Origin of the sequence: Streptosporangium pseudovulgare, assembly GCF_014648055.1 — a bacterium.
GTDB classification, from domain to species: domain Bacteria; phylum Actinomycetota; class Actinomycetes; order Streptosporangiales; family Streptosporangiaceae; genus Streptosporangium; species Streptosporangium pseudovulgare.
In genome coordinates, this window is sequence record NZ_BMQJ01000031.1 from 15,410 (window position 1) to 35,489 (window position 20,080).

General features: G+C 73.1%; 18 protein-coding genes. 12 read left to right on the forward strand and 6 right to left on the reverse strand.

What is annotated here, in order from left to right; translation table 11 throughout:
- Positions 1–24: 24 nt before the first annotated feature.
- The 4 genes from IEZ10_RS36035 to IEZ10_RS36050 all read right to left on the reverse strand — a co-directional run bounded on the left by IEZ10_RS36035 (position 25) and on the right by IEZ10_RS36050 (position 3,258).
- Positions 25–636, reverse strand: coding sequence for a DUF4396 domain-containing protein (locus tag IEZ10_RS36035; protein WP_229812006.1), 612 nt, complete (start codon positions 634–636; stop codon positions 25–27).
- A 195-nt stretch (positions 637–831) separates the two neighbouring features.
- A complete protein-coding gene (locus tag IEZ10_RS36040) occupies positions 832–1,380 on the reverse strand; it encodes a hypothetical protein (RefSeq protein WP_189250996.1) in 549 nt (182 codons plus the stop codon).
- Between the two features lie 163 nt (positions 1,381–1,543).
- On the reverse strand, positions 1,544–2,512 hold the full coding sequence (locus IEZ10_RS36045) for an ankyrin repeat domain-containing protein (RefSeq protein WP_189250997.1): 969 nt from the start codon (positions 2,510–2,512) through the stop codon (positions 1,544–1,546).
- Positions 2,513–2,598: 86 nt separating this feature from the next.
- Positions 2,599–3,258 carry an endonuclease V gene (locus tag IEZ10_RS36050; RefSeq protein ID WP_189250998.1) on the reverse strand — a complete coding sequence of 220 codons (660 nt, stop codon included), beginning with the start codon at positions 3,256–3,258 and terminating at the stop codon, positions 2,599–2,601.
- Positions 3,259–3,284: 26 nt separating this feature from the next.
- Here IEZ10_RS36050 and IEZ10_RS36055 point away from each other — a divergent pair, with 26 nt between their 5' ends.
- From IEZ10_RS36055 to IEZ10_RS36065, 3 genes are all read left to right on the forward strand, one after another.
- Entirely contained in the window at positions 3,285–4,073 is a 789-nt protein-coding gene (locus IEZ10_RS36055) for an MOSC domain-containing protein (protein ID WP_189250999.1), read from the forward strand.
- A 66-nt stretch (positions 4,074–4,139) separates the two neighbouring features.
- Complete coding sequence (locus IEZ10_RS36060) at positions 4,140–4,898, forward strand: protein phosphatase 2C domain-containing protein (RefSeq protein WP_189251000.1); 759 nt, start codon at positions 4,140–4,142, stop codon at positions 4,896–4,898.
- Positions 4,899–5,130: 232 nt separating this feature from the next.
- Positions 5,131–5,622: a hypothetical protein gene (locus tag IEZ10_RS36065; RefSeq protein WP_189251001.1), complete on the forward strand. Its 492-nt coding sequence runs from the start codon at positions 5,131–5,133 to the stop codon at positions 5,620–5,622.
- Between the two features lie 71 nt (positions 5,623–5,693).
- Here IEZ10_RS36065 and IEZ10_RS36070 read toward each other — a convergent pair whose 3' ends face one another.
- Positions 5,694–6,689, reverse strand: coding sequence for a phosphotransferase family protein (locus tag IEZ10_RS36070; protein ID WP_189251002.1), 996 nt, complete (start codon positions 6,687–6,689; stop codon positions 5,694–5,696).
- 511 nt (positions 6,690–7,200) lie between these two features.
- Between IEZ10_RS36070 and IEZ10_RS36075 the strand changes: the two genes are divergently transcribed.
- On the forward strand, positions 7,201–7,500 hold the full coding sequence (locus tag IEZ10_RS36075) for an MTH1187 family thiamine-binding protein (protein ID WP_268246415.1): 300 nt from the start codon (positions 7,201–7,203) through the stop codon (positions 7,498–7,500).
- A gap of 150 nt (positions 7,501–7,650) precedes the next feature.
- Here IEZ10_RS36075 and IEZ10_RS36080 read toward each other — a convergent pair whose 3' ends face one another.
- Positions 7,651–8,967, reverse strand: a complete 1,317-nt coding sequence (locus tag IEZ10_RS36080; RefSeq protein ID WP_229812007.1) for an MFS transporter — start codon at positions 8,965–8,967, stop codon at positions 7,651–7,653.
- Between the two features lie 366 nt (positions 8,968–9,333).
- On the opposite strand from IEZ10_RS36080, the gene IEZ10_RS36085 reads away from it, so the two are divergent.
- From IEZ10_RS36085 to IEZ10_RS36120, 8 genes are all read left to right on the forward strand, one after another.
- Positions 9,334–10,452 (forward strand): MBL fold metallo-hydrolase, encoded by a 1,119-nt coding sequence (locus tag IEZ10_RS36085; RefSeq protein ID WP_189251003.1) that lies wholly within the window; start codon positions 9,334–9,336, stop codon positions 10,450–10,452.
- A gap of 307 nt (positions 10,453–10,759) precedes the next feature.
- The gene (locus IEZ10_RS36090) at positions 10,760–12,469 is read left to right on the forward strand and encodes a glycosyltransferase family 2 protein (protein ID WP_229812008.1); all 1,710 of its coding nucleotides are present in this window, start codon (positions 10,760–10,762) and stop codon (positions 12,467–12,469) included.
- A complete protein-coding gene (gene glxA / locus IEZ10_RS36095) occupies positions 12,466–14,634 on the forward strand; it encodes a radical copper oxidase GlxA (RefSeq protein WP_229812009.1) in 2,169 nt (722 codons plus the stop codon). The genes IEZ10_RS36090 and glxA overlap by 4 nt, the downstream gene beginning before the upstream one ends.
- Positions 14,635–14,636: 2 nt before the next feature.
- On the forward strand, positions 14,637–15,638 hold the full coding sequence (locus IEZ10_RS36100) for a glycoside hydrolase family 6 protein (protein WP_189251005.1): 1,002 nt from the start codon (positions 14,637–14,639) through the stop codon (positions 15,636–15,638).
- 216 nt (positions 15,639–15,854) lie between these two features.
- The gene (locus IEZ10_RS36105; RefSeq protein WP_189251006.1) at positions 15,855–17,816 is read left to right on the forward strand and encodes a Xaa-Pro dipeptidyl-peptidase; all 1,962 of its coding nucleotides are present in this window, start codon (positions 15,855–15,857) and stop codon (positions 17,814–17,816) included.
- Positions 17,813–18,586, forward strand: coding sequence for a DUF4129 domain-containing protein (locus IEZ10_RS36110; protein ID WP_189251007.1), 774 nt, complete (start codon positions 17,813–17,815; stop codon positions 18,584–18,586). The genes IEZ10_RS36105 and IEZ10_RS36110 overlap by 4 nt, the downstream gene beginning before the upstream one ends.
- Before the next feature lie 61 nt (positions 18,587–18,647).
- A complete protein-coding gene (locus IEZ10_RS36115) occupies positions 18,648–19,046 on the forward strand; it encodes a hypothetical protein (protein ID WP_189251008.1) in 399 nt (132 codons plus the stop codon).
- Positions 19,047–20,024, forward strand: a complete 978-nt coding sequence (locus IEZ10_RS36120; RefSeq protein WP_189251009.1) for an AAA family ATPase — start codon at positions 19,047–19,049, stop codon at positions 20,022–20,024. It begins immediately after the preceding gene.
- The last annotated feature ends 56 nt before the right edge of the window (positions 20,025–20,080 follow it).

Consider the following 20,080-nt stretch of genomic DNA (forward strand, 5'->3'; position numbering starts at 1 on the left):
ATCGGGACGTCCCGCCTCGCGCCGTCAGTGGTGGTGGGCGTGGGCGACGGCGTGCCCCCGGCCGCGGGCGATCATCCAGCGGTTGACCGGCACCGTCACCACGAAGGCCAGGGCGAGGGAGAAGGCCAGCGACGCCCAGAACAGCACGGTGGTCAGGCCCGCGTCCATGGCCCCGGGGACGGCGACCATCACGGTGTTGTCGATGATCTCCATGACCACGATGGACACGGTGTCGGCGGCCAGCGCCACCTTCAGCGCCCGGCGAAGGCCCAGCCCGGCCGCGAGCATGCCGCGCATGGTGAGCGCGTAGCCGAAGACGAAGGCCAGCGCGACCGACAGCGCCACGGTGGCGCCCGAGTGCAGCCCGGCCGCGGTCCCGATGACCATCCCCAGGACCTCGCCGATGGCGCAGCCGGTCAGGCAGTGCAGGGTCGCCTGTACGGCGGTGCGCCAGGAGGCGTCACCGCGGGCGTGGCCGTGGTCGTGAGGGCCGCCCTGGGAGCCGTCGTGCCCGCCGGAGCCGGTGCCGGCGTGGTCGTGCCCGCCGGGGCGGACGCCGCCGTGCGGGTGCGCGCCGCCGTCATGGCCGGTGTGGTCCGTGTGGTCCATGTGGTCCATGTGGTCCATGTGGTCCATGTGGTCCATGCTCGTCGTCTCTTCCCTTCCTCCGGGATCGCGAACCGGCCGGCCCGCGATCCATGGAACGGGGTACCCCTATCGGGTATTCCGATAACGCGAGGACGAACCGGCGGTGCTCCGGGAGGCACGTGCGGGGCGCGGCCGGCCGCGGATCCGGGCGGGCGGATCGGGCCCGGACGCGGCCGGGCCCGATCAGCCCGAGGCGTGCTGCCAGTAGGGGTCGCGGTAGAGCACGACCGAGGGCCCGCGCAGCAGCTCGTCGGGGGCCGAGACCAGGATGAGCTCACCCGCCGCCTCCAGCCGGCGGAGGATCTCCCGGACCCGTGGGCCCACCGGCAGGCGGCCCACCGGAAGGCCCAGGGCGTCGCGGACGGCGTCGGCCACCTGCGACAGGCGGAACGGCTCCCGCATCGGCGCGATGATCGTGCGGACGACGTCGGGGGTGATCATCCTCTCGGCCTCGGCGTAGGCGAGGTTCCAGGTGACCTGGACCTTGCGGCGGCCGGTGCCGGCGCAGGCCGTGCACGTCTGCGAGTAGCCCGGCACGACGTCCTCGGTGGTGGAGCCCAGGCAGGCGGTGCACTGCTGCGTCTCCAGGGCGTGCAGCTCGGCCGAGGCCCGGTCGGGAAGCCGCTTGCCGCAGAAGCAGAGATAGGTCCGGTAGCCGCCCCCGACCAGGGCGAGATCGTCGGCGTCCTCGGGGATCTCATCCCACGTCGCGGTGATCGTGTGCTTTTCCATGGTCGTCCGACTCTACCGACCCGGCCTCACGCCCGCCTGTCCCGAACGCGAACGCCGCGCCGCCCGGAGATCCCACCCGGGACCCGGCCTCGCGCCCGCCCGGGGCCCGGCTCCGCGCCCGCCTGGGATCCGGCCCCGCGCCGCCCGCCGCGCCGGCGGCCCGTCAGGCCGCCGACGCGACGGGGACCAGCCGCATCGGCGCGCTCCAGAGCCACTCCTCGGTGACGTAGACGCCGGTCAGCAGGGTCATCAGCGCCAGGATCCGCTCGGCGGAGGTCGAGGGGTGCGCGCCGCAGTCGCCGAAGTGGCACATCCACAGCTCCAGCGGGCTGTCGTCGCTGAGCTGGTCGTAGACGGAGGGCCGCCCGACGTTGAACCCGTCGCGCCAGATGTCCACCGAGGAGCCGCAGTCGGGGAAGGCCCCGGCCAGCACGCCGCCCCCGGCGGTGACCATCCGGGCGACGCCGTCCCGCACCGGCAGGGAGCCGTCGGACTGGGCGAGCACCACCCCGCCGCCGGGCGGGCAGGCCACCCGCAGCACCTCGCCGCCGCGGGCCAGCTCCGCCTCCCGCAGCGCGCCGGCCGCCACCGGCGGGCACAGACCGGGGGAGGACCCCAGGCGCCGGACGACCTCCTCCTCGCTCACCCCGCCGACGAAGGCCAGGCAGAAGCCCTCGGCGTAGTCCTCGTAGGAGAACATCATCTCGTCGACGGTCTCCTGGAGGTCGCGCAGCCGGTGCCCGATGTGCGGCGCCCCGGGCAGTCCGGCGAACATGTCGGCCAGTTCGGTGAAGAGGGCCTGCACACCGGGGGAGCGCCCGGCGATGCACGGCCGCCACGGGTCGGCGCCCGCGTCCAGCAGCGTCCGGACGGCGTCCTCCTGGCCGTGCCGTACGGCCTCCCACAGCGGGGTCGCGCCGTACCGGTCGGCGGGATCGACCTCGGCGCCCGCGGCGAGCAGCAGCTCGATCACCTGCGTCGCGCCCTCCTGGGCCGCCTGGTGCAGCGGCGTCGAGCGCAGCCAGAAGAGCCGCCGCCCGGGGTCGAACCCGCTCGCCAGGCGCGCCCTGATCTCCTCCAGGTTCGTGTCACGCCAGACGCCGACGTCGCCGCTCCACCCGTCGTCACTCACATTCCGGTCCCATCTCATCACGCTGAAGGTCTCATCACGCTGAAGGATCAAACCAGCCTAAGCCGACATTTCCTTCGGTGTCCGGATCAGAGGCCCGCCAGAGCCCGGCGGGACAGCCGGTCGGCGACGCGGGTGGTCTCCGGGAGACGGTAGGAGGGGGTCAGCGCGAGGACGTTGTGGCAGGCCGTGTCCAGGTCGACACGGTGGCCCACCGAGACGAAGACCGGCTTGACCCCGTCCCGGGTGCGCAGCACGCGGCCGACCACCTCGCCGTCCAGCGTCAGGTCGCTCGCCGAGCCCCGCTCCGGGCCGGGCTCGGCGTAGGAGCCGACGAAGGCCGTCTTGCCGACCCCGATCGCCGGCAGGCCGGTCAGCACGCCCAGGTGGCAGGCCAGGCCGAAACGGCGGGGGTGGGCCAGGCCGTACCCGTCGCACACGACCAGGTCGGGGACGACGGTCAGGCGGCCCAGCGCGTCGAGGAGGGCGGGCAGTTCCCGGAAGGCCAGCAGGCCGGGGACGTAGTCGAAGGCCACCGGGCCGCCGACCGCCACCTGCTCGACGACCTCCAGCGTGCCGCCGTCCAGCACCGCCACCGCCGCGGCCAGCCGGTCCCCGGCGTAGGCCACGTCCACCCCGGCCACCAGGGCGGGCCGCCGCGGCCCCGGCCCGGTGAGGTCCAGCAGTGGCCGCAACTCGTCCTGGATCGCCTCGGCCTCCGCGATGGACCGGGGGGTTCGTGTCTGCATGAACCTATGATCGGTATTTTTGTGGCATGAGTGTGTATCGGGGTCGTGTCCAGCGGGTCCTCAGGTGGCCGGTGAAGTCGCTGCGCGGCGAGGAGCTCGAAGGAGCGCGCCTCGACGAGCGCGGCCTGGCCGGGGACCGCGCCTACTCGCTGGTCGACGGGCGCGAGCACCACGACGGCAAGGTGCTGACCGTACGGCAGCGCGCCGAGATGCTCCACTGGAGCGGCGCCCTGCCCGCGGCGGACATCCTCCCGGCCGGTACGGACGTCCCGGACGGCACGGGAAGCGGTGCGGCGAACGGACCCGTGCTGACCGCGCCCGACGGCACCGTCTGGCACTGGGACGACCCCGGCCTGACCGCCGCCCTGCGGGAGTCCCTGGGCGTCCCGCTGAGCCTGCGCGCCGCCGACGGCCAGCAGGACCGCGGGCCGACCGTCCTGGTGACCTGCGAGGCGTCCCGCGCGGCGCTGGAGGAGGAACTGGGCGCGCCGCTGGACGTGCTCCGGTTCCGGCCCAACCTGCACCTCGACCTCGACGCGCCGGCCTTCGCCGAGGAGGACTGGGGTCCGGGGACCGTCATCACCGCGGGCGAGACGGAGCTCACGGTGACCGGCCCCCGCACCGGGCCGTGCATCCGCTGCGCCGTGCCGAGCTGGGACCCGCACGGCCTGGAGCGCTGGCCCGAGCTGCAGAAATGGCTGATCGCCGAGCACGCGAACAAGTTCGGCGTCATCATGCGGGTCACCCGCCCCGGCACCGTACGGCGGGACGACCCGGCGACCGCGACCCCGGAGACGCCGGCGGGCGGATCCTGAGGCCCCGAGGGACAGTCCCCGGCGGCTTCGGCGGCCGGGCCCGAAACCGACGGAGACCGGCACCCGATGCGCATCGCCTATGAGACCGCCGCGGCTCCCGGCCGCCCGCACAACGAGGACTTCGTGGTCGCCGGCCCCGACTGGGTCGCGGTGCTCGACGGCGCGACCGCCCCGGCCGGCGTCGCCTCCGGCTGCGTGCACGACGTGCCGTGGCTGGTCGCCCGGCTCGGCGGCGCCCTGGCCCACCGGCTCGCGACGGGGCCGCGGGAGGGCCTGCCCGACCTGGTGGCCGCCGCCATCCGGGACACGATGGCGGCGCACGGCAACGCCTGCGACCTGACCAGCCCCGACAGCCCGTCGTCGACGATGGCGGTCCTGCGCCGTCGCGGCGACGTGCTGGACCACCTGGTGCTGTGCGACTCGCCGATCGTGCTGCGGCACACCGGCGGCGCCGTCACCGTGGTCGACGACGACCGCCTCGATCACCTGCCGGGCGGGCGGCCGTACAGCCGGGAGCTGGTCCGCGGCCTGCGCAACCGGCCGGGCGGGTTCTGGGTGGCGTCCGTCGTCCCCGAGGCGGCGTACGAGGCGCGGGCCGGGTCGGTGCCGCTGGCGGGCGTGTCGGGCGCGCTGCTGGCCACCGACGGCGTGACCCGCCTGGTCGAGGCGTACGGCTGGACGTGGGAGCGGCTCGTCGCCGTCGCCGGCTCCGACGGGCCCGGCCGGCTCATCGCCGAGGTGCGAGCGGCCGAGCTGGAGCACGGCGCGCCGTACCCCACCGCCAAGGTCCACGACGACGCCACCGCGGCCTGGGTGACCTGGTGACCGTCAGGCGGCGCCGAAGATCCTGCCGACCGATACGCGCCGGCCGTTCGGACCGAAGGCCGGGAGACTCCGGCGCCGTGAACATAGCGTTGCCGCTCCGCCGGATTCCGGTCGATCTCAACGGCGGGCGGCAGGACGGCCCGTGCCGGGATGCCGATCCGCCTGATCATCTCAAGCACCTTGAGATGATCCGTCATGGAACGCTCGGTGCGGGTCGGCCGTCTGATCGATCATGAACCTGCGGCACCTGAAACACTCGCCCGCTTTGCTGTGTGCTCTGGCAGCGCCGTTGCTGTACGCCGGAGTGACCCTGATCGCGCTCCGGTCGGCCGCCCGGACGGGGCTCGACTCCCCGCACGAAAACCCCCTGCTGCCGAGCCGGCTGGACGGGGAGATCGCGTCGGCGCGGGGGGTGACGCTCGGCATCGCTCTCATCCTCGCCGCCGAGGCCGCCGTGCTCGCCGCGCTGGGCGGCCGGCTGAACCGCCGATCCACCGCCGGCGGCCTCATGCTGTGCACGGCCGCCGGCGTGGTCTATCTGCTCACTCTCGTCCTGGCCGTGTTGGGCACGTACGTGATCGTGCTTTATCCCTCTGGCGATGTCGATCTCGGGCTTCTTTTCCCGGATTGGTACTTTCCCGCACTGATCGTCATCGCCATCGTGGCCCTCGCCGCGCTGACCGTCTGGCTGTCCGCCGCGGTCAGACGGACCTCGGTCTCCTGACGGCCGACGCCGCGGCCGCGGTGGCCGCAGCGTCGTCCGCCCGCCGGCACCTCACGCCGACGGCGCCGCGGTCAGGTCAGCTCGGCCAGTACCGCTGCCAGGTCGTCGTAGGTGCCGCGGACGTCTCCGGCGTTGCCCAGGCGGTGACGCTCCAGGCGGATGGCCCCGATGTGGCGGGCCTCGTAGATCCGGGAGCGCCACACCGCGGAGGGGGAGCGGTCCAGCGGGCCGTAGCCGTCGTCGTCCCAGAACGCGTCCCGCTCGGTGCCGGGCTTGGCCAGCGCCATCCGGATCGTCCAGTCCGCCGCTGGATCGCCCCACAAGGTCCGGTCCAGGTCCAGGACCCCGGTGATCACGGGCTCCGGGGCGGTGGCGTCCAGCATCACGTTGACGGTCCACAGGTCGCCGGAGAGCATGCGCGGCTCCGTGATCTCGTCGAGGAGTGAGTGGTGCTCGGCGGCCAGGGCCGTCACCTCGCGCAGGTCAGCGGCGTCCAAGCCGATGTCGTCCAGGTCGGCGGCGATGTCCCGCAGGGACGCGATCACCGCCTGACTCCAGGTGATGTACGACGGACCCGCGACGGGGCCGAAGTGCGGGCCGCGCACCGCGTGCACCGCTTTGGCGATCGCCCCCATCTGCCGGAAGAACCCGGGCCGGGCCGAACGCGGATAGGCGCCGAGGCGGTCCGGGGCGGGCACGCCGTCAAGCAGGCTCTGGACCATCCAGTCCCGGCCGATCACCTCGTGTGACCAGTCCGCCGCGACCACCTGCGGCATCAGCGGCGCAATCACCGTGAGCCATGGCAGGCTCGCGTACTCGTTGCGCATCAGTCGCCGCTCGGATCGGAACTGCCGCTCCGGCTCCGGGGCGACCCGCAGGATCACCGGTCGCTCCTGCCCGGTCACGGTGACGCGGTAGGTGGTGTTGTACATCCCCAGGCCCAGTTCGACGGCGGAGACGGCACGGGCGTCAGCGCCGAAGACACGATGGCAGATCGCCTGGATCTCCTCTGCGGTCACCGACCGCTGGAACGCCTGTGCGCAGCGCTCGATCGGCTGGAATTCCATGGGGGCTCCTCAGTCCGGGGGATGCGGGCGGCCGGGATCGGTGCCGTTGCCGGCCGAAGGCGGTCGGCACGGAGGTGGTGGCTCCACCTCGACGTAGGCGGGTTCCGGTGTCAGCGAGCCTTTCATCCCGAGCGGCGAACCGCTGGTCACGGCATGACCGCGAGTCCGGTGTTCGGCCGGCGACGTGAGAAGCCCCTGACAGTGAGAAGCCCCTGACAGAGGGATCGGTCACCACGACCGGATCCGTCGCCACCGGGAGCTTCCGGTGGTGTTCTACCGTGCCGCGGTTGATTTGTCGCATCCGGCGCCGGACCACGTGGCCGGACCGATCTCGCCCTCGAAGAGGACCGGACTTCGGGTGAGCGCCGACCTGCGGTGATCTACGGCCCCGGATTTCTCACCCTCGCGGGGAAGCAGGCCCGCGCCCGCGCGGTTGGGCATGCACGGGCGGGTGGGCAGAATGAGCTGTCCGGCCGGGCCGAGGGCGTCGCCGCCGGGGGAGGAGAAGGTCATGTCGGTGCTGGTGGCGTTCAGCGTGACGCCGATCGGGGTAGGGGAGGACGTCGGCGAGCTCGTCGCCGACGCGGTGCGGGTGGTTCGCGAGTCGAGCCTGCCGAACCGTACGGACGCGATGTTCACCACGGTCGAGGGTGACGACTGGGACCAGGTGATGGGGGTCGTCAGGGACGCGGTCGCGGCGGTTGAGGCCCGGTGCGGCCGGGTCAGCCTCGTGCTGAAGGCCGACATCCGCGCGGGCGAGGGCGGCCGGATGGAGAGCAAGGTCGCCACCGTGGAGCGGCATCTGTCCTGACGGGTTCCCCCCGGGGACGACCGAGGGGCAGGCTGGGGAGTCTCCTGCCGGTGGTGCTTCGCCAGGTGCGAAGGACGATCGTCGCGCGGGCCCGGGGTCCGCCGGACCGGCCGAATCGATGTTCACCGCCGCCGAGGGCGACGACTCGGATCAGGTGGCAGGGGTCGCCGGGGAGGTGGCCGGCACGCCGGTCGCCGCAGGCCCGGAGGCCAGCCGCCTGAGGCAGACGCGCCGCTGTACGGCCGACAGCCCCGCGACCGCCGCGCCGAGCGCGAGCCAGCCCACCGGTCCGGCGGCCGTCACCGCGCCGGTCAGCAGCAGCGGTCCGGCGGACTTCTGCACGCCCTGGGACATGCCGGCCACACCAAGGTAGGCCGCCCGCGCCTCCTGGGGCGCGAGTGACACCGCCAGTTCCCAGGAAGTCGTGGAGCGCATCAGCTCCGCCGAGGTGATCAGCACCGCCACGACGAGCATGGCGATCGAGGCCGTCCAGGCGCTCCCTCCGGTGGCGATCGCCAGGAGCGCGCAGCACGCGAGCACCGTCAGCCCGTACAGGGCCACCGCCGCCGCGGCCCGGCGCGGCTCCTCGATCCTCGCCGACACGTGGATCTGCAGGACGACGACGAGCACGGTATTGATCACGAGGAAGGCGGGGACGAGGGCGTGCGGCGCCGCGGTGTGGCCGACCAGCCACAGCGGCAGCCCGACGTTGAGAATCGAGTCGTCCAGATTCATCGGCACGTCGAGCAGCACGAACAGCAGATACCCGCGGTCCCGCCACGGGCTCGGCGTACCCGCCGTGGCCGCGCCGTCCGGACGCGCCGCCGCGTGTTCCGGGCCGCGCGGCTCCCGGGTACGCCACACCAGTACCGCAGCCGCGAGGAACGACAGCGCGTCGCACAGAATCAGGGCGTGGTAGGCGCCGTGGGTTCCCACGGCGAGACCGATCGCGGAGATGCCCGCACCGAGCGCGTAGCCGGCGTTCGCCGCGCTGCGCGACAGCGCCCGGTAGGTGGAGCACCGCTCGCCGGCCACCCGTGTGGCGAAGAGCATCTCCAACGTCTTGGCCGCCCGATCGGCCACGTAGGTGGCGGCGACCACGGGCAGCAGCACCTCGAAGCCGGTGCACACGAGCATCAGGCAGAGGGTCACGATACGGAGGAGGTGACAGCCGATCAGCAGCGAGCGCACCGGGAAGCGTCCGGCCAGGCGGCCCGCCAGCGGCGAGCCGGCGATGCCCATCACCCCGGCCGCGCTCAGCAGCAGGCCCAGCCGCCCGGCGTCCAGCCCGGCCACGAAGGTGAAGTACAGGACCGAGGACGCGCTCCACACTCCCGATCCGGTCCTGTCCAGGAACTGGGCGAGGAGCATGGTCCGGGCGTCACCGCCGCCCGGCGGACGGCGCAGTTGCGCGAGCAGACCGGTTTTACCCCGCCGGCTCTCCCGGCCTCCCATGCTCCGCCGCATCCCCGACCTCCATGCCGCAACGAATTTCTCTTGACGTCAAGAGACCCGGGAGAGCTTGCACGACATTAACCTTGATGTCAAGATACTTGATGTCAACATGAATGGATGGAGTCGTTGTCATGTGACCGGAGCCGTCCCGATGCGCATTCGGAGCCGGAGCCGCCCGGACGACGCCGGCTCGACCACCCGGGCAGGCCGCCTCCGGCGGAGGCGCTCGGCATCCGGCCGCTGACGCCGCCATGGCCTCGACCGGTCGGCCCGTCCACTCATCGGACGCGGGAGGCCGACCCCTGCCGGGCCCCGTACGGCGAAGCGGAAAAATAACCCCGAAAGACATACCAGGCACATTCCAGGAAGTGGTGACCGATGGCGGGAAGAGGATCGGCCGGGAAGCTCGTCGCGGGCGGGTTGGCACTGGCCGCGCTCGGGTGGGCGGTCAGGGAGGTACCGTCCGAGCTGGGCGGCCGGGCCAGGGGGGAGCGGCTGGAGCGGATGCGGCGCTCGCCGCGGTTCCGCGACGGCGCCTTCCATAACCCCGTGCCGAGCACGTACACCCCGCAGCCGAGCAGCTTCCCGGAGATGCTCAGGGAGATGGTCGCCGACGGTGACGGGCGGCGGCCGAGCGCGCCGGTGCCCCTGGTGGCGTCGCCGGCCGTACCGCCGTCGGAGAACGGCCTGAGCGCCGTCTGGTACGGCCACGCCACCACGCTGGTGGAGATCGAGGGACGGCGGGTCCTGTTCGACCCCGTGTGGAGCGACCGGGTGTCGCCGTCCCGGCTGGTCGGCCCGCGGCGGCTGCACCCGATGCCGGCCCCGATGGAGAGCCTGCCGCCGGTCGACGCGATCGTGATCTCCCACGACCACTACGACCACCTCGACCGGGCGACGGTCCGCGCGCTCACCGCGTCGCACACCGCGCCGTTCCTGGTCCCGCTCGGCATCGGCGCCCACCTGGAGCGCTGGGGCGTGCCCGCGCCGCGGATCGTCGAGCTCGACTGGGAGGAGGAGGCGAGCGTCGCGGGGCTGCGGTTCGTCTCCACCGCCGCCCGGCACTTCTCCGGGCGCACGCTCACCCGCAACGACACCCTGTGGGGGTCGTGGGCGGTCATCGGCGAGAACCGCCGGGTCTTCTACGCCGGTGACTCGGGCTACTTCGACGGCTACGCGAAGATCGGCGCGGCGCACGGCCCCTTCGACCTGACGCTCATGCCGATCGGCGCCTACAGCCCCGCCTGGCCCGACATCCACATGACGCCGGAGGAGGCGGTCGCCGCCCACCTGGACCTGGGCGGGCGGCTGTTCCTGCCCGTCCACTGGGCGACGTTCAACCTGGCGTTCCACGCGTGGGCCGAGCCGGTCGACCGTCTCTGGCGGGAGAGCAAGGCCCGGGGCGTCGGCATCGCCGTCCCGCGGCCGGGGGACCGGATCGACGTGGACGACGTCCCGCTGGTGGAGAGCTGGTGGGAGATGTTCGGCCCCCGCTGATCGTACGGTCCCGCCGGCTGTACGGTCCCCGCTGACCGCTCGGCCCGCGGAGGCCGAGGGTCGACCTGAAATACCTAGATCAAGGCGGAAAATCCCCCTACAGAAGGAAGAAGACGGGTTTCGGGCTGCTGATCGCAATATGATGTCCCCCTGTTTACCGATCTTCGATCCGGCCTGACGGCGCTGTGCGCGCGGCCGATGCGAACCAGCCTGGGGGGACAGTGCGGCGCTTCGTTGTGCCCGCGATGAGGCGGCCGGACTGATGAGGGCGGCCGGGCGGAGGGCTGGGCGGGGGACGGCCGGGGCGATGCGCCCGGTCGAACCCACGAAGATCATCCTCTACGACTACGAGCGGTTCAGCAGGCTCGCCGGGCCGGTGACCGAGCCTGAGCCGGGCCTGCCGTACCGGGTGCGCTACCGGTCGATGCTGGCCGCCGAGCCGCACCGGGTGCGGGCCGTGCTGCTGATGACGGCCGCGCTCATCGTGGAGTTCACGATGATGGTGTGGCTGCTGCTGCCCGCCCACTGGACGGTCCGCCCCGACCCCTACGGCACGCTCCCGTGGTACGTGCCGGCCGCGGACAGGGCCATGCTGGTCATGATCGCGCTGATCGAGATCTTCCGCCTGGTCAGCGTGATCTCCAACGTGCACGCCATGCTGGCGGCCAGGGACCCCGTCCCGGTCGCGCCCGAGCCGGGCACCCGGGTGGCCTTCATCACCACCTGCGTGCCCGGCAAGGAGCCGCTGGAGATGGTCCGGGAGACCCTGGCCGCCGCCCTGCGGGTCCGCCACGACGGCGTCCTCCACGTATGGCTCCTGGACGAGGGCGACGACCCGGAGATCCGCGAGATGTGCGAGTGGATGGGCGTCCGCCACTTCAGCCGCAGAGGCGTGCCCCACTGGAACCAGCCCAAGGGGGCCTTCCGGGCGAAGACCAAGCACGGCAACTACAACAGCTGGCTGGACGCGCACGGCGACGACTACGACTTCTTCGTCTCGGTCGACACCGACCACGTTCCGCTTCCGGAGTTCTGCGAGCGCATGCTCGGCTACTTCCGCGACCCCCGGGTGGCCTTCGTCGTCGGGCCGCAGGTCTACGGCAACTACACCTCGGCGGTCACCAAGGCCGCCGAGAGCCAGCAGTTCCTGTTCCACTCCCTCATCCAGCGGGCCGGCAACCGGTACGGCGCGCCGATGTTCGTCGGCACCAACAACGCCGTGCGGATCAGGGCGATCAAGCGGATCGGCGGGCTGTACGACTCGATCACCGAGGACATGGCCACCGGCATCGAGTTCCACCGCTCCCGCGACCCCGAGACGGGCGAGCGCTGGATGTCGGTCTACACCCCCGACGTGCTCGCCGTGGGGGAGGGCCCGTCGTCGTGGACCGACTTCTTCAGCCAGCAGCTGCGCTGGAGCCGGGGCACCTACGAGACGCTGCTCACCCAGTTCTGGAAGGCGGTCTTCCAGCTGTCGCCGGGACGGCTGTTCAACTACACGCTGATGGTGACGTTCTATCCGATGTCCGCGCTCAACTGGCTGCTGGCCGGACTCAGCGCGACCCTGTTCATGGCCGTCGGCGGCTCGGGCGTGATCGTGCCGATGGACGTGTGGCTGATGCTGTACGGCGACGCGGCCCTGCTGCAGGTCATGCTCTACACCTGGAACCGGCGGCACAACGTCAGCCCGCACGAGCCGGAAGGCTCCTCCGGGGTGGCCGGGATGGTGATGTCGGCGCTGTCGGCCCCCATCTACGTGGCGTCGCTGATCGGGGCCGCGCTGCGCCGGCCGAGCAGGTTCGTGGTCACCCCCAAGGGCGACTCGGCCAGCCCCGACCGGCTCGCCACCTTCCGCATCCACCTGTGGTGGGCGCTGATCTTCGGCGCCGGGCTGCTGCTCGCCGCCGTCTGGACCGGTCACGTGCACCTGGTCATGACCCTGTGGGCGGTCCTCGCCCTCGTGATCTGCCTGGGGCCCGTGGCCACCTGGGCCTGGAACAGCCGGGGTGCCCGTTGAGCCGTCTGCGCAAGAACCTCATCGCCGCCGCCGTGGTGACCGCGGTGCTGGGGGTGAACGTCCCCGCCATGGCCGGGTTCGCCTCCCGGCGGTGGCACGACTACAAGATCAACACCGATGACTACAAGGCGCGCAACGGCCACTGGGATCTGCTCGACATCCCCGACGAGTACAAGGTCAACGCCATCCACGCGGCGCTGCTGCGCACCGGCAAGGTGCTCATCGTCGCCGGGTCGGGCAACAACGCCGCCAACTTCGACAAGGGCACCTTCAAGACCGTCATCTGGGACCCGTCCAGACCCGGGCGGCCGGGGGAGTTCAAGCTGGTGCCGACGCCGGTGGACCTCTTCTGCTCGGGGCACGTGTTCCTGCCGAACGGCAACCTCCTCATCGCCGGCGGCACCCTCCGCTTCGAGGTGCTCAAGAGCAAGGTGAAGCGGGCCGGCGGCGCCCTGGTGATCAAGAACGAGAATCCCGACGCCGGGCCCCGCGTGCTGCGCGCAGGCACGCTGGTCGCAGAACCCGGCGGGCGGCTCTACCGCACCACCGCGGCCGTCACGGTGCCGCCCGCCACGAAGACCGAGACCGGTGTGCCCGGCCGGGTCCGGGTCAGGCCCAGCGAGACCAAGGTCTTCGCCGAGGCCACCGTCGAGGGCGCGCCCGGCCTGCTCGACACCGGTGGCCGCATGGTCAAGTACGAGATCCAGGGGCTGACCCGCCGCGAGCGGCGTGACCTGTACGCCATGGGTGGCGCCATGACCATGGACAAGCAGGACTACCAGGGCATCAGGGACGCCTTCGAGTTCGACCCGGTCGCCGAGCGCTACATCCGGGTCCCGAACATGGCCGAGGGCCGCTGGTACCCCACCATGACCGCCCTGCCCGACGGGAAGGTGATGACGGTCTCCGGCCTGGACACCGTCGGGCAGATCACCCGGGACAACGAGATCTACGACCCCGCCACGAAGACCTGGTCGCCCGGCCCCAGGCGGTTCTTCCCCACCTACCCGGCGCTGTTCCTGCTGGACGACGGCACCCTCTTCTTCTCCGGCATGAACGCCGGGTACGGCCCCGGCCAGCTCGCGCTGCGCCCGCCGGGCATCTGGGACTACCTCCGGGACACCGACCGCCTGGTGCGGACGCCCGGCGCGCCCGGCGGCAAGGCGCCCGACGAGATGGAGGCTTTCGCCCCCGTCCCCGGGCTGCCCGAGCCGGAGCTCAACGAGACCGGCGCCTCGGTGCTGCTGCCCCCGGCACAGGACCAGCGGATCATGGTGATGGGCGGCGGCCCGGTCGGCGAGCGCCAGCCCGGCCAGAAGAACGCCACCGACCGGACGGCCATCATCGACTTCAAGGACCCCGGCCCCCACTACGAGCGCGGCCCGAACCTCTCCCACCCCGTCCGCTACCCGTCGGCGGTCCTGCTGCCCGACGACACGGTCTTCTCCTCCCACGGGTCGGGCAACTACCGCGGCCGGGGCGGCAGCGACGTGCTGCGGGCGGAGGTCTACCGGCCCGCCACCAACACCTTCCACGAGGCCGCCGCCCCCTCGGTGGGCCGCAACTACCACTCCGAGGGCCTGCTGCTGCCGGACGGCCGGGTGCTCAGCATGGGTTCCGACCCGCTCTTCGGAGACAGGGCCGGCACGATGCCCGGCACCTTCGAGCAGAGGGTCGAGGTCTACAGCCCGGCCTACCTGTTCAACGGGGAGAAGCGGCCGGAGTTCACCGACGGCCGCCAGGAGCTGAGGCCGGGCGGCCGGGGCGGGTTCAAGACGCCCGACGCCGCGCGCATCACGGAGATCCGCCTGATGCGGCCCAGCGCGGTCACCCATGTCACCGACGTCGAGCAGCGCTCCATCAAGCTGGACTTCACCCGCGTGCCCAGCGGCGTCGTGGTCACGATCCCGTCGAACCCCGCGCTGGTGCCGCCCGGCTGGTACATGCTGTTCGGGGTCACGGCCAAGGGCACCCCGTCCCAGGGCCGCTGGGTTCACGTGCAGCAGGCCTCGACCGGCCGCTCCCGCCGGACGAACCAAGCGAACCGGACGGGTCAGGCGAACCGGACGGGTCAGACGGGCCGGACAGGGCAGGCGGACCCGGTGGATCAGGCCGGCCGGGCGGTCCAGCCGGGTCCGGAAGACCGGACAGCTCAAGGAGGATGACGATGAACAGGTACGGCCGCGCCGCCGCGGCGCTGGCGTTCGCGCTCGCGGTGGCGGCCTGCTCCGGGGACCCCGAGTCCTCTACGGCCCCGCCCGCCGCCTCCGCCGGGGCGAAGACCGCCTCCGGCGCGACGCGCTTCTACGTCGACGCCGACGGCGCCGCGGCCAGGGAGTTGCGCCGGGTCACCGAGCAGGGCCGTACCGAGGAGGCCGCGCTGCTGAAGAAGATCGCCGAGCGACCGGCCGCGATCTGGATCGGCGACCGGGACCCCCACGACCGGGTGCGCGACATCACCGCCGCGGCGCAGCGGGCGGGTCAGATGCCGGTCCTGGTCGCCTACCACATCCCCGACCGTGACTGCGGGCGGTTCTCCGCAGGCGGCGCCGCCGACGCCGGCGAGTACCGCACCTGGATCGCCCGGTTCGCCGAGGGCATCGGCGACCGGCCCGCCTGGGTCGTCGTCGAACCCGACGCCCTGGCCCACATCCTGGACGACTGCACCCGGGGCGGCCGGGCCGCCGAACGGCTCGGCCTGCTCCGCGAGGCCGTCCAGACGCTCAAGCGGCGGCCCGCCATCCGGGTCTACCTCGACGCGGGCAACGCCGGGTGGATCGCCGACCCCGCCGCCTGGGTCGAGCCGATGCGCGAGGCCGGGGCGGAGGAGGCCGACGGCTTCGCCTTCAACGTCAGCAACTTCTTCACCACCGAGGAGAGCACCGAGGCCGCCCGCCGCCTGTCCGACGGCCTCGGCGGGGCACACTTCGTGATCGACACCTCCCGCAACGGCAACGGCCCGCTGCGCGAGGGCGGCGACTCCTGGTGCAACCCGAAGGGCCGGGCACTCGGCGCGGAGCCGACCACCGAGACCGGGGACGAACGGCTGGACGCCCTGCTGTGGGTCAAACGGCCGGGGGAGTCCGACGGCGAGTGCGGCCGGGGCGAGCCGAAGGCGGGCGACTGGTTCCACGGCTATGCCCTGGACCTGGTCCGCAACACCCGCTGACGCCGCTCCCGCCCCGGCCGCCGCCGCCCGTCTCCGACCGGCCTGTGGCGCCGTTCCAGCCCCGGGCCGTTCGCCGACACGGCTTTCCGGCCGGGATGTCACCTGCCCCACGGGGTGACGTCCTGATTCGTTATCCGCCCGATATTGCAGAGGAAGATTGTTTCGCAGGAGATTGACCGCAGTCGTTGATTCCCTGACCCCCCGGAGTCTCCTGCGATGCGCAGATGGAAGACAGTCCTGATCGCCCTGGCGGTGGCCGTACCCTCCGGCGCGCTGCCCGCGGCGGCCGCGCGATCCGCGGCCGCGCCGATCCAGAACAACGAGACCCAGCCGGTGTACTCGCGCGCCGACGCCGTGACCCAGACCGTGTTCGTCGAGGTCGCGGATACGGACAGCGACGCGGACGGCCGGCTCGACCGGGTCGCCGTCGACATCATGCGGCCCAAGGAGACCGAGTCCGGGCTGAAGGTCCCGGTCATCATGGAGGCCAGCCCCTACTACGCCGGCGGCAACGACGTGCCCAACCACGTCGTCGACCTCGACGGCTCCGACCCGGCGGGCATGGACTACCGGCGCAACAAGTTCAACGAGCTGCGCGACGAGATGTTCGGCCTCGACGAGCGGCAGGGCGCCGCCCGCGCCGACCAGCCGCCCTTCCCGGGTTACTACGACAACTACTTCGTCCCCCGCGGCTACGCCGTCGCGCTGGTGGAGAACCTCGGCTCGGGCCGCGCGACCGGCTGCCCGACGACCGGCCTGCCCAACGAGACCGCCGGCCCCAAGGCCGCCATCGACTGGCTCAACGGCCGCGCCCGCGGCTTCGACGCCGACGGCAACGAGGTCAGGGCGACCTGGTCCACCGGGAACGTCGGCATGATCGGTGTCTCCTACAACGGCACCCTGCCCAACGCCGTGGCCGCCACCGGCGTCAAGGGCCTCAAGACGATCGTGCCGATCGCCGGGATCTCGTCCTGGTACGACTACTACCGCTCCGGCGGCGGCGTGGTCGCCCCCGGCGGCTTCCAGGGCGAGGACGCCGACGTGCTCGCCCGCTACGTCCTCACCCGGGAGAACGGCCAGGAGGCCTGCGGCAGGCTGATGGACGCGATCGAGCGCGACCAGGACCGCGTCACCGGCGACTACACCGCCTTCTGGGCCGCCCGCGACTACCTCCGCGACGTGAACAGGGTCCGCGCCAGCGTCTTCCTCGTCCACGGCCTCAACGACTGGAACGTCAAGACCTCCCAGGCGGTGCGGTGGTGGGACGCCCTGGCAAGGCGGGGCGTGCCGCGCAAGATCTGGCTGCACCAGGGGGCCCACTTCAACCCCTTCTCCTTCGCCGACCGCAACGCCGAGTGGCTGCGCCAGCTGCACCGCTGGTTCGACTTCAACCTGTACGGCCTGCGCAACGGCATCATGGACGAGCCGCAGGCCGACGTGGAGTCCGGTCCGGGCCAGTGGGGGCGGTACGCCTCCTGGCCGCTGCCCGGCACCCGCGACGTGACGCTGCGCCTGTCCGCCGGGAAGGCCGGAGAGGACGGCGGCAACGGCGCCCTGGGCGCCGAGGGGCGGCGCGGCCACGCGATCGAGTCGTTCACCGACCAGAACGTCCGCACCGCCGAGCAGCTCGCCGCGGACGTCACCGCCACCGACCCCAACCGCCTGGCCTACCTGTCGCCCGCCCTGACCAAGGACGTCCGGATCTCCGGCACCCCGGCCGTGTCGGTCCGGGCGGCCTACGCCAAGGGGCGCTCGCCGTACCTGACGGCGCTGCTCGTGGACTACGGCACCGACGCCCGCGCCTACGGCCGAGTCGCCTACGACGCCACCCCGGTCTGCTACGGCCAGGGCGTGCCCGGTGACACCGGCTGCGCCCGCCTGGCCCGGCACGTCACGGAGACCGCCCCCTACAAGATCATCACCAGGGGGTGGCTCGACGTCCGCAACCGCCACTCGGCCGCGCGGACCGAGCCGCTGCGTGAGGGCCGCTTCTACGACTTCGACCTGAACCTCCAGCCCAACGACTACATCGTCAAGGCCGGGCACCGGATCGGCGTCGTGCTCATCTCCACCGACCACGACTTCACCCTCCGCCTGCCCGCCGGGACCGCCGTCTCGGTCGACCCGGGCGCGAGCTCGGTGAGACTGCCCCTGGCCGGCGGCCGATCCGCCCTGTGACCCGGCCGCGCGCGACGGACACCGGAGCCGTCGGGGCCGCGGGGGCCGCCGCCCGGGAGACCCGTCCCGGGTGGCGGCCCCCGCGGCTCGCGGGGTCCCGGCGGTCCAGGCCGTTCCGGTGGCCCGGATGGGCGTCCTTCGCCCTGGTGGCGCTGGGCCTGCTCGCCGCCGGGATCTCGGCGAGCGCGATCCGGCCCGGCGCCGCGTTCCACCTGCGGTCCCTCGCCCCCGACCCGCCCACCGGGCGTCCCCGTCCGTCGCCGGCCCCCGGGTCCGGTGACATGCCGCTCACAGGGGAGGACACGCTGGGCGGGGTCCCGTTCTGGACGCTGGTCGTGCTCGGCGCCGCGTTCGCCTCCGTCCTGCTGGTCTCGTTCCTCCGGACGCTCGGCCGCCTGGAGTACGGGTCGCCGGAGGCCGCCCCGGCCCGGGAGGAGCCGCCGGTCACCACCGGCGGCGAGATCCGGGCCGCGCTCCGGGCGGGCCTGGCCGACCTGGACGCGGGCGGCGACCCGCGCCGCGCGGTGATCGCCTGCTGGCTGCGCCTGGAACACGCCGCCGCCGGCGCGGGCACCCCGCGCATGGCCGCCGACACCCCCGCCGAGCTGGTCGCCCGGCTGCTGGCCGGTCACCGGGTCGGCGAACCGGCGCTGAACCGCCTCGCCGCCGCCTACCGCCGGGCCCGCTACGCCCCGCACGAGGTGACCGGCTCGCTGCGCGCCGAGGCGCGGGCGGCGCTGGCCGAGGTGGACGCGGAGCTGGCGTCGTGACGGCCCCGCAGCGGCACCCCGGCGGGCCGGCCGCCGCCGCGCCGGACGCGGAGCCGGCGTCGTGACGGCCCTGCTGTGGCACCTCGGCGTGCTGGCCGCCGCCGCCGTGCTGGCCGCGGTGATCGTCCGCCGGATCCCGGCGCCGCCGCCCGAGCCCCCCGCGCCGCCCCCGGCGTCCGACGGCCCCGAGACGTCCGACCGGGCGTTCGCCACGGCCCGCTGGTGGGAGCGCCGGCTCGCCTCCGCCCGGGACGACCCGCAGCGGTTCCGCACGCTGGTCCAGCCGCGCCTGGCCGAGATCGCCGCCGAACGGCTCCGCCGCCGCCACGGCCTGGCGGGCCCCGGCCGCGCCGAGGAGATCCTCGGCCCCGACCTGTACGAACTGCTCACCGCCCCCGTGACGGCGGTCCCTACCCGCGCCGAGCTGGCCCGCCTGCTCACGCGCATCGAGGAGATATAGATGGAGCTCGCCGACGTCGGCGCGCGCGCCCGCGAGGTGCTCGACAGGGTCGGCACCGTCGTGGTCGGCAAACGCGACGCCCTGGAGCTGGTGCTCGCCGGGATCCTGGCCGGCGGCCACGTGCTGATCGAGGACTTCCCCGGCCTGGCCAAGACCCTCGCCGCCCGCTGCTTCGCCCAGACCCTGGGCCTGGACTTCACCCGCCTGCAGTTCACCCCCGACCTGCTGCCCGCCGACGTGACCGGGTCGTTCCTGTACAACCAGCGCGAGGGCGACTTCGTCTTCCGGCCCGGCCCGGTCTTCACCCAGCTACTGCTGGCCGACGAGATCAACCGCACCCCGCCCAAGACCCAGGCGGCGCTGCTGGAGGCCATGCAGGAGCGCCAGGTCAGCGTCGAGGGCGTCACCCACCCGCTGCGGGCGCCGTTCCACGTCCTGGCCACCGCCAACCCGATCGAGTACGAGGGCACCTACCCGCTGCCGGAGGCCCAGCTCGACCGGTTCCTGCTGCGGGTGTCCTTCGGTTACCCCTCCCCGGAGGAGGAGTGGACGATGCTGGGACGGCGGATGGCCCGCCGCAGGGAGGAGACCGTGCTGGAACCCGTGGTGGACGCCGCGACGCTCGGCGAGATGCAGCGGGCGCTGGAGGACGTCGCCGTGGAGGACTCGGTGGGCCGCTACATGGTCGCGCTGGTCGCCGCGACCCGCGAGCACCCCCAGCTCCAGGTCGGCGCGTCCCCGCGCGGCTCGCTCGCCCTGCTGCTGACCGCCCGCGCTCGCGCGGTCCTGGACGGCCGCGACTACGTGGTCCCCGAGGACGTCAAGCGCGTCGCCCCGGCCGCGCTGTCCCACCGGATCGGGCTGCGCCCGGAGACCTGGCTGCGCCGCGTCGACCCCGTCTCGGTCATCGAGGAGATCTGCGCCCGCACCCCGGCGCCGCTGTCGGGGCAGCTGCCCGCCTACACCGGCGGCACGTGATGCGCGCGCGTCGCGGGACCCCCGAACGGGCCGCCGCGCCGATTCCCGGACCGCCG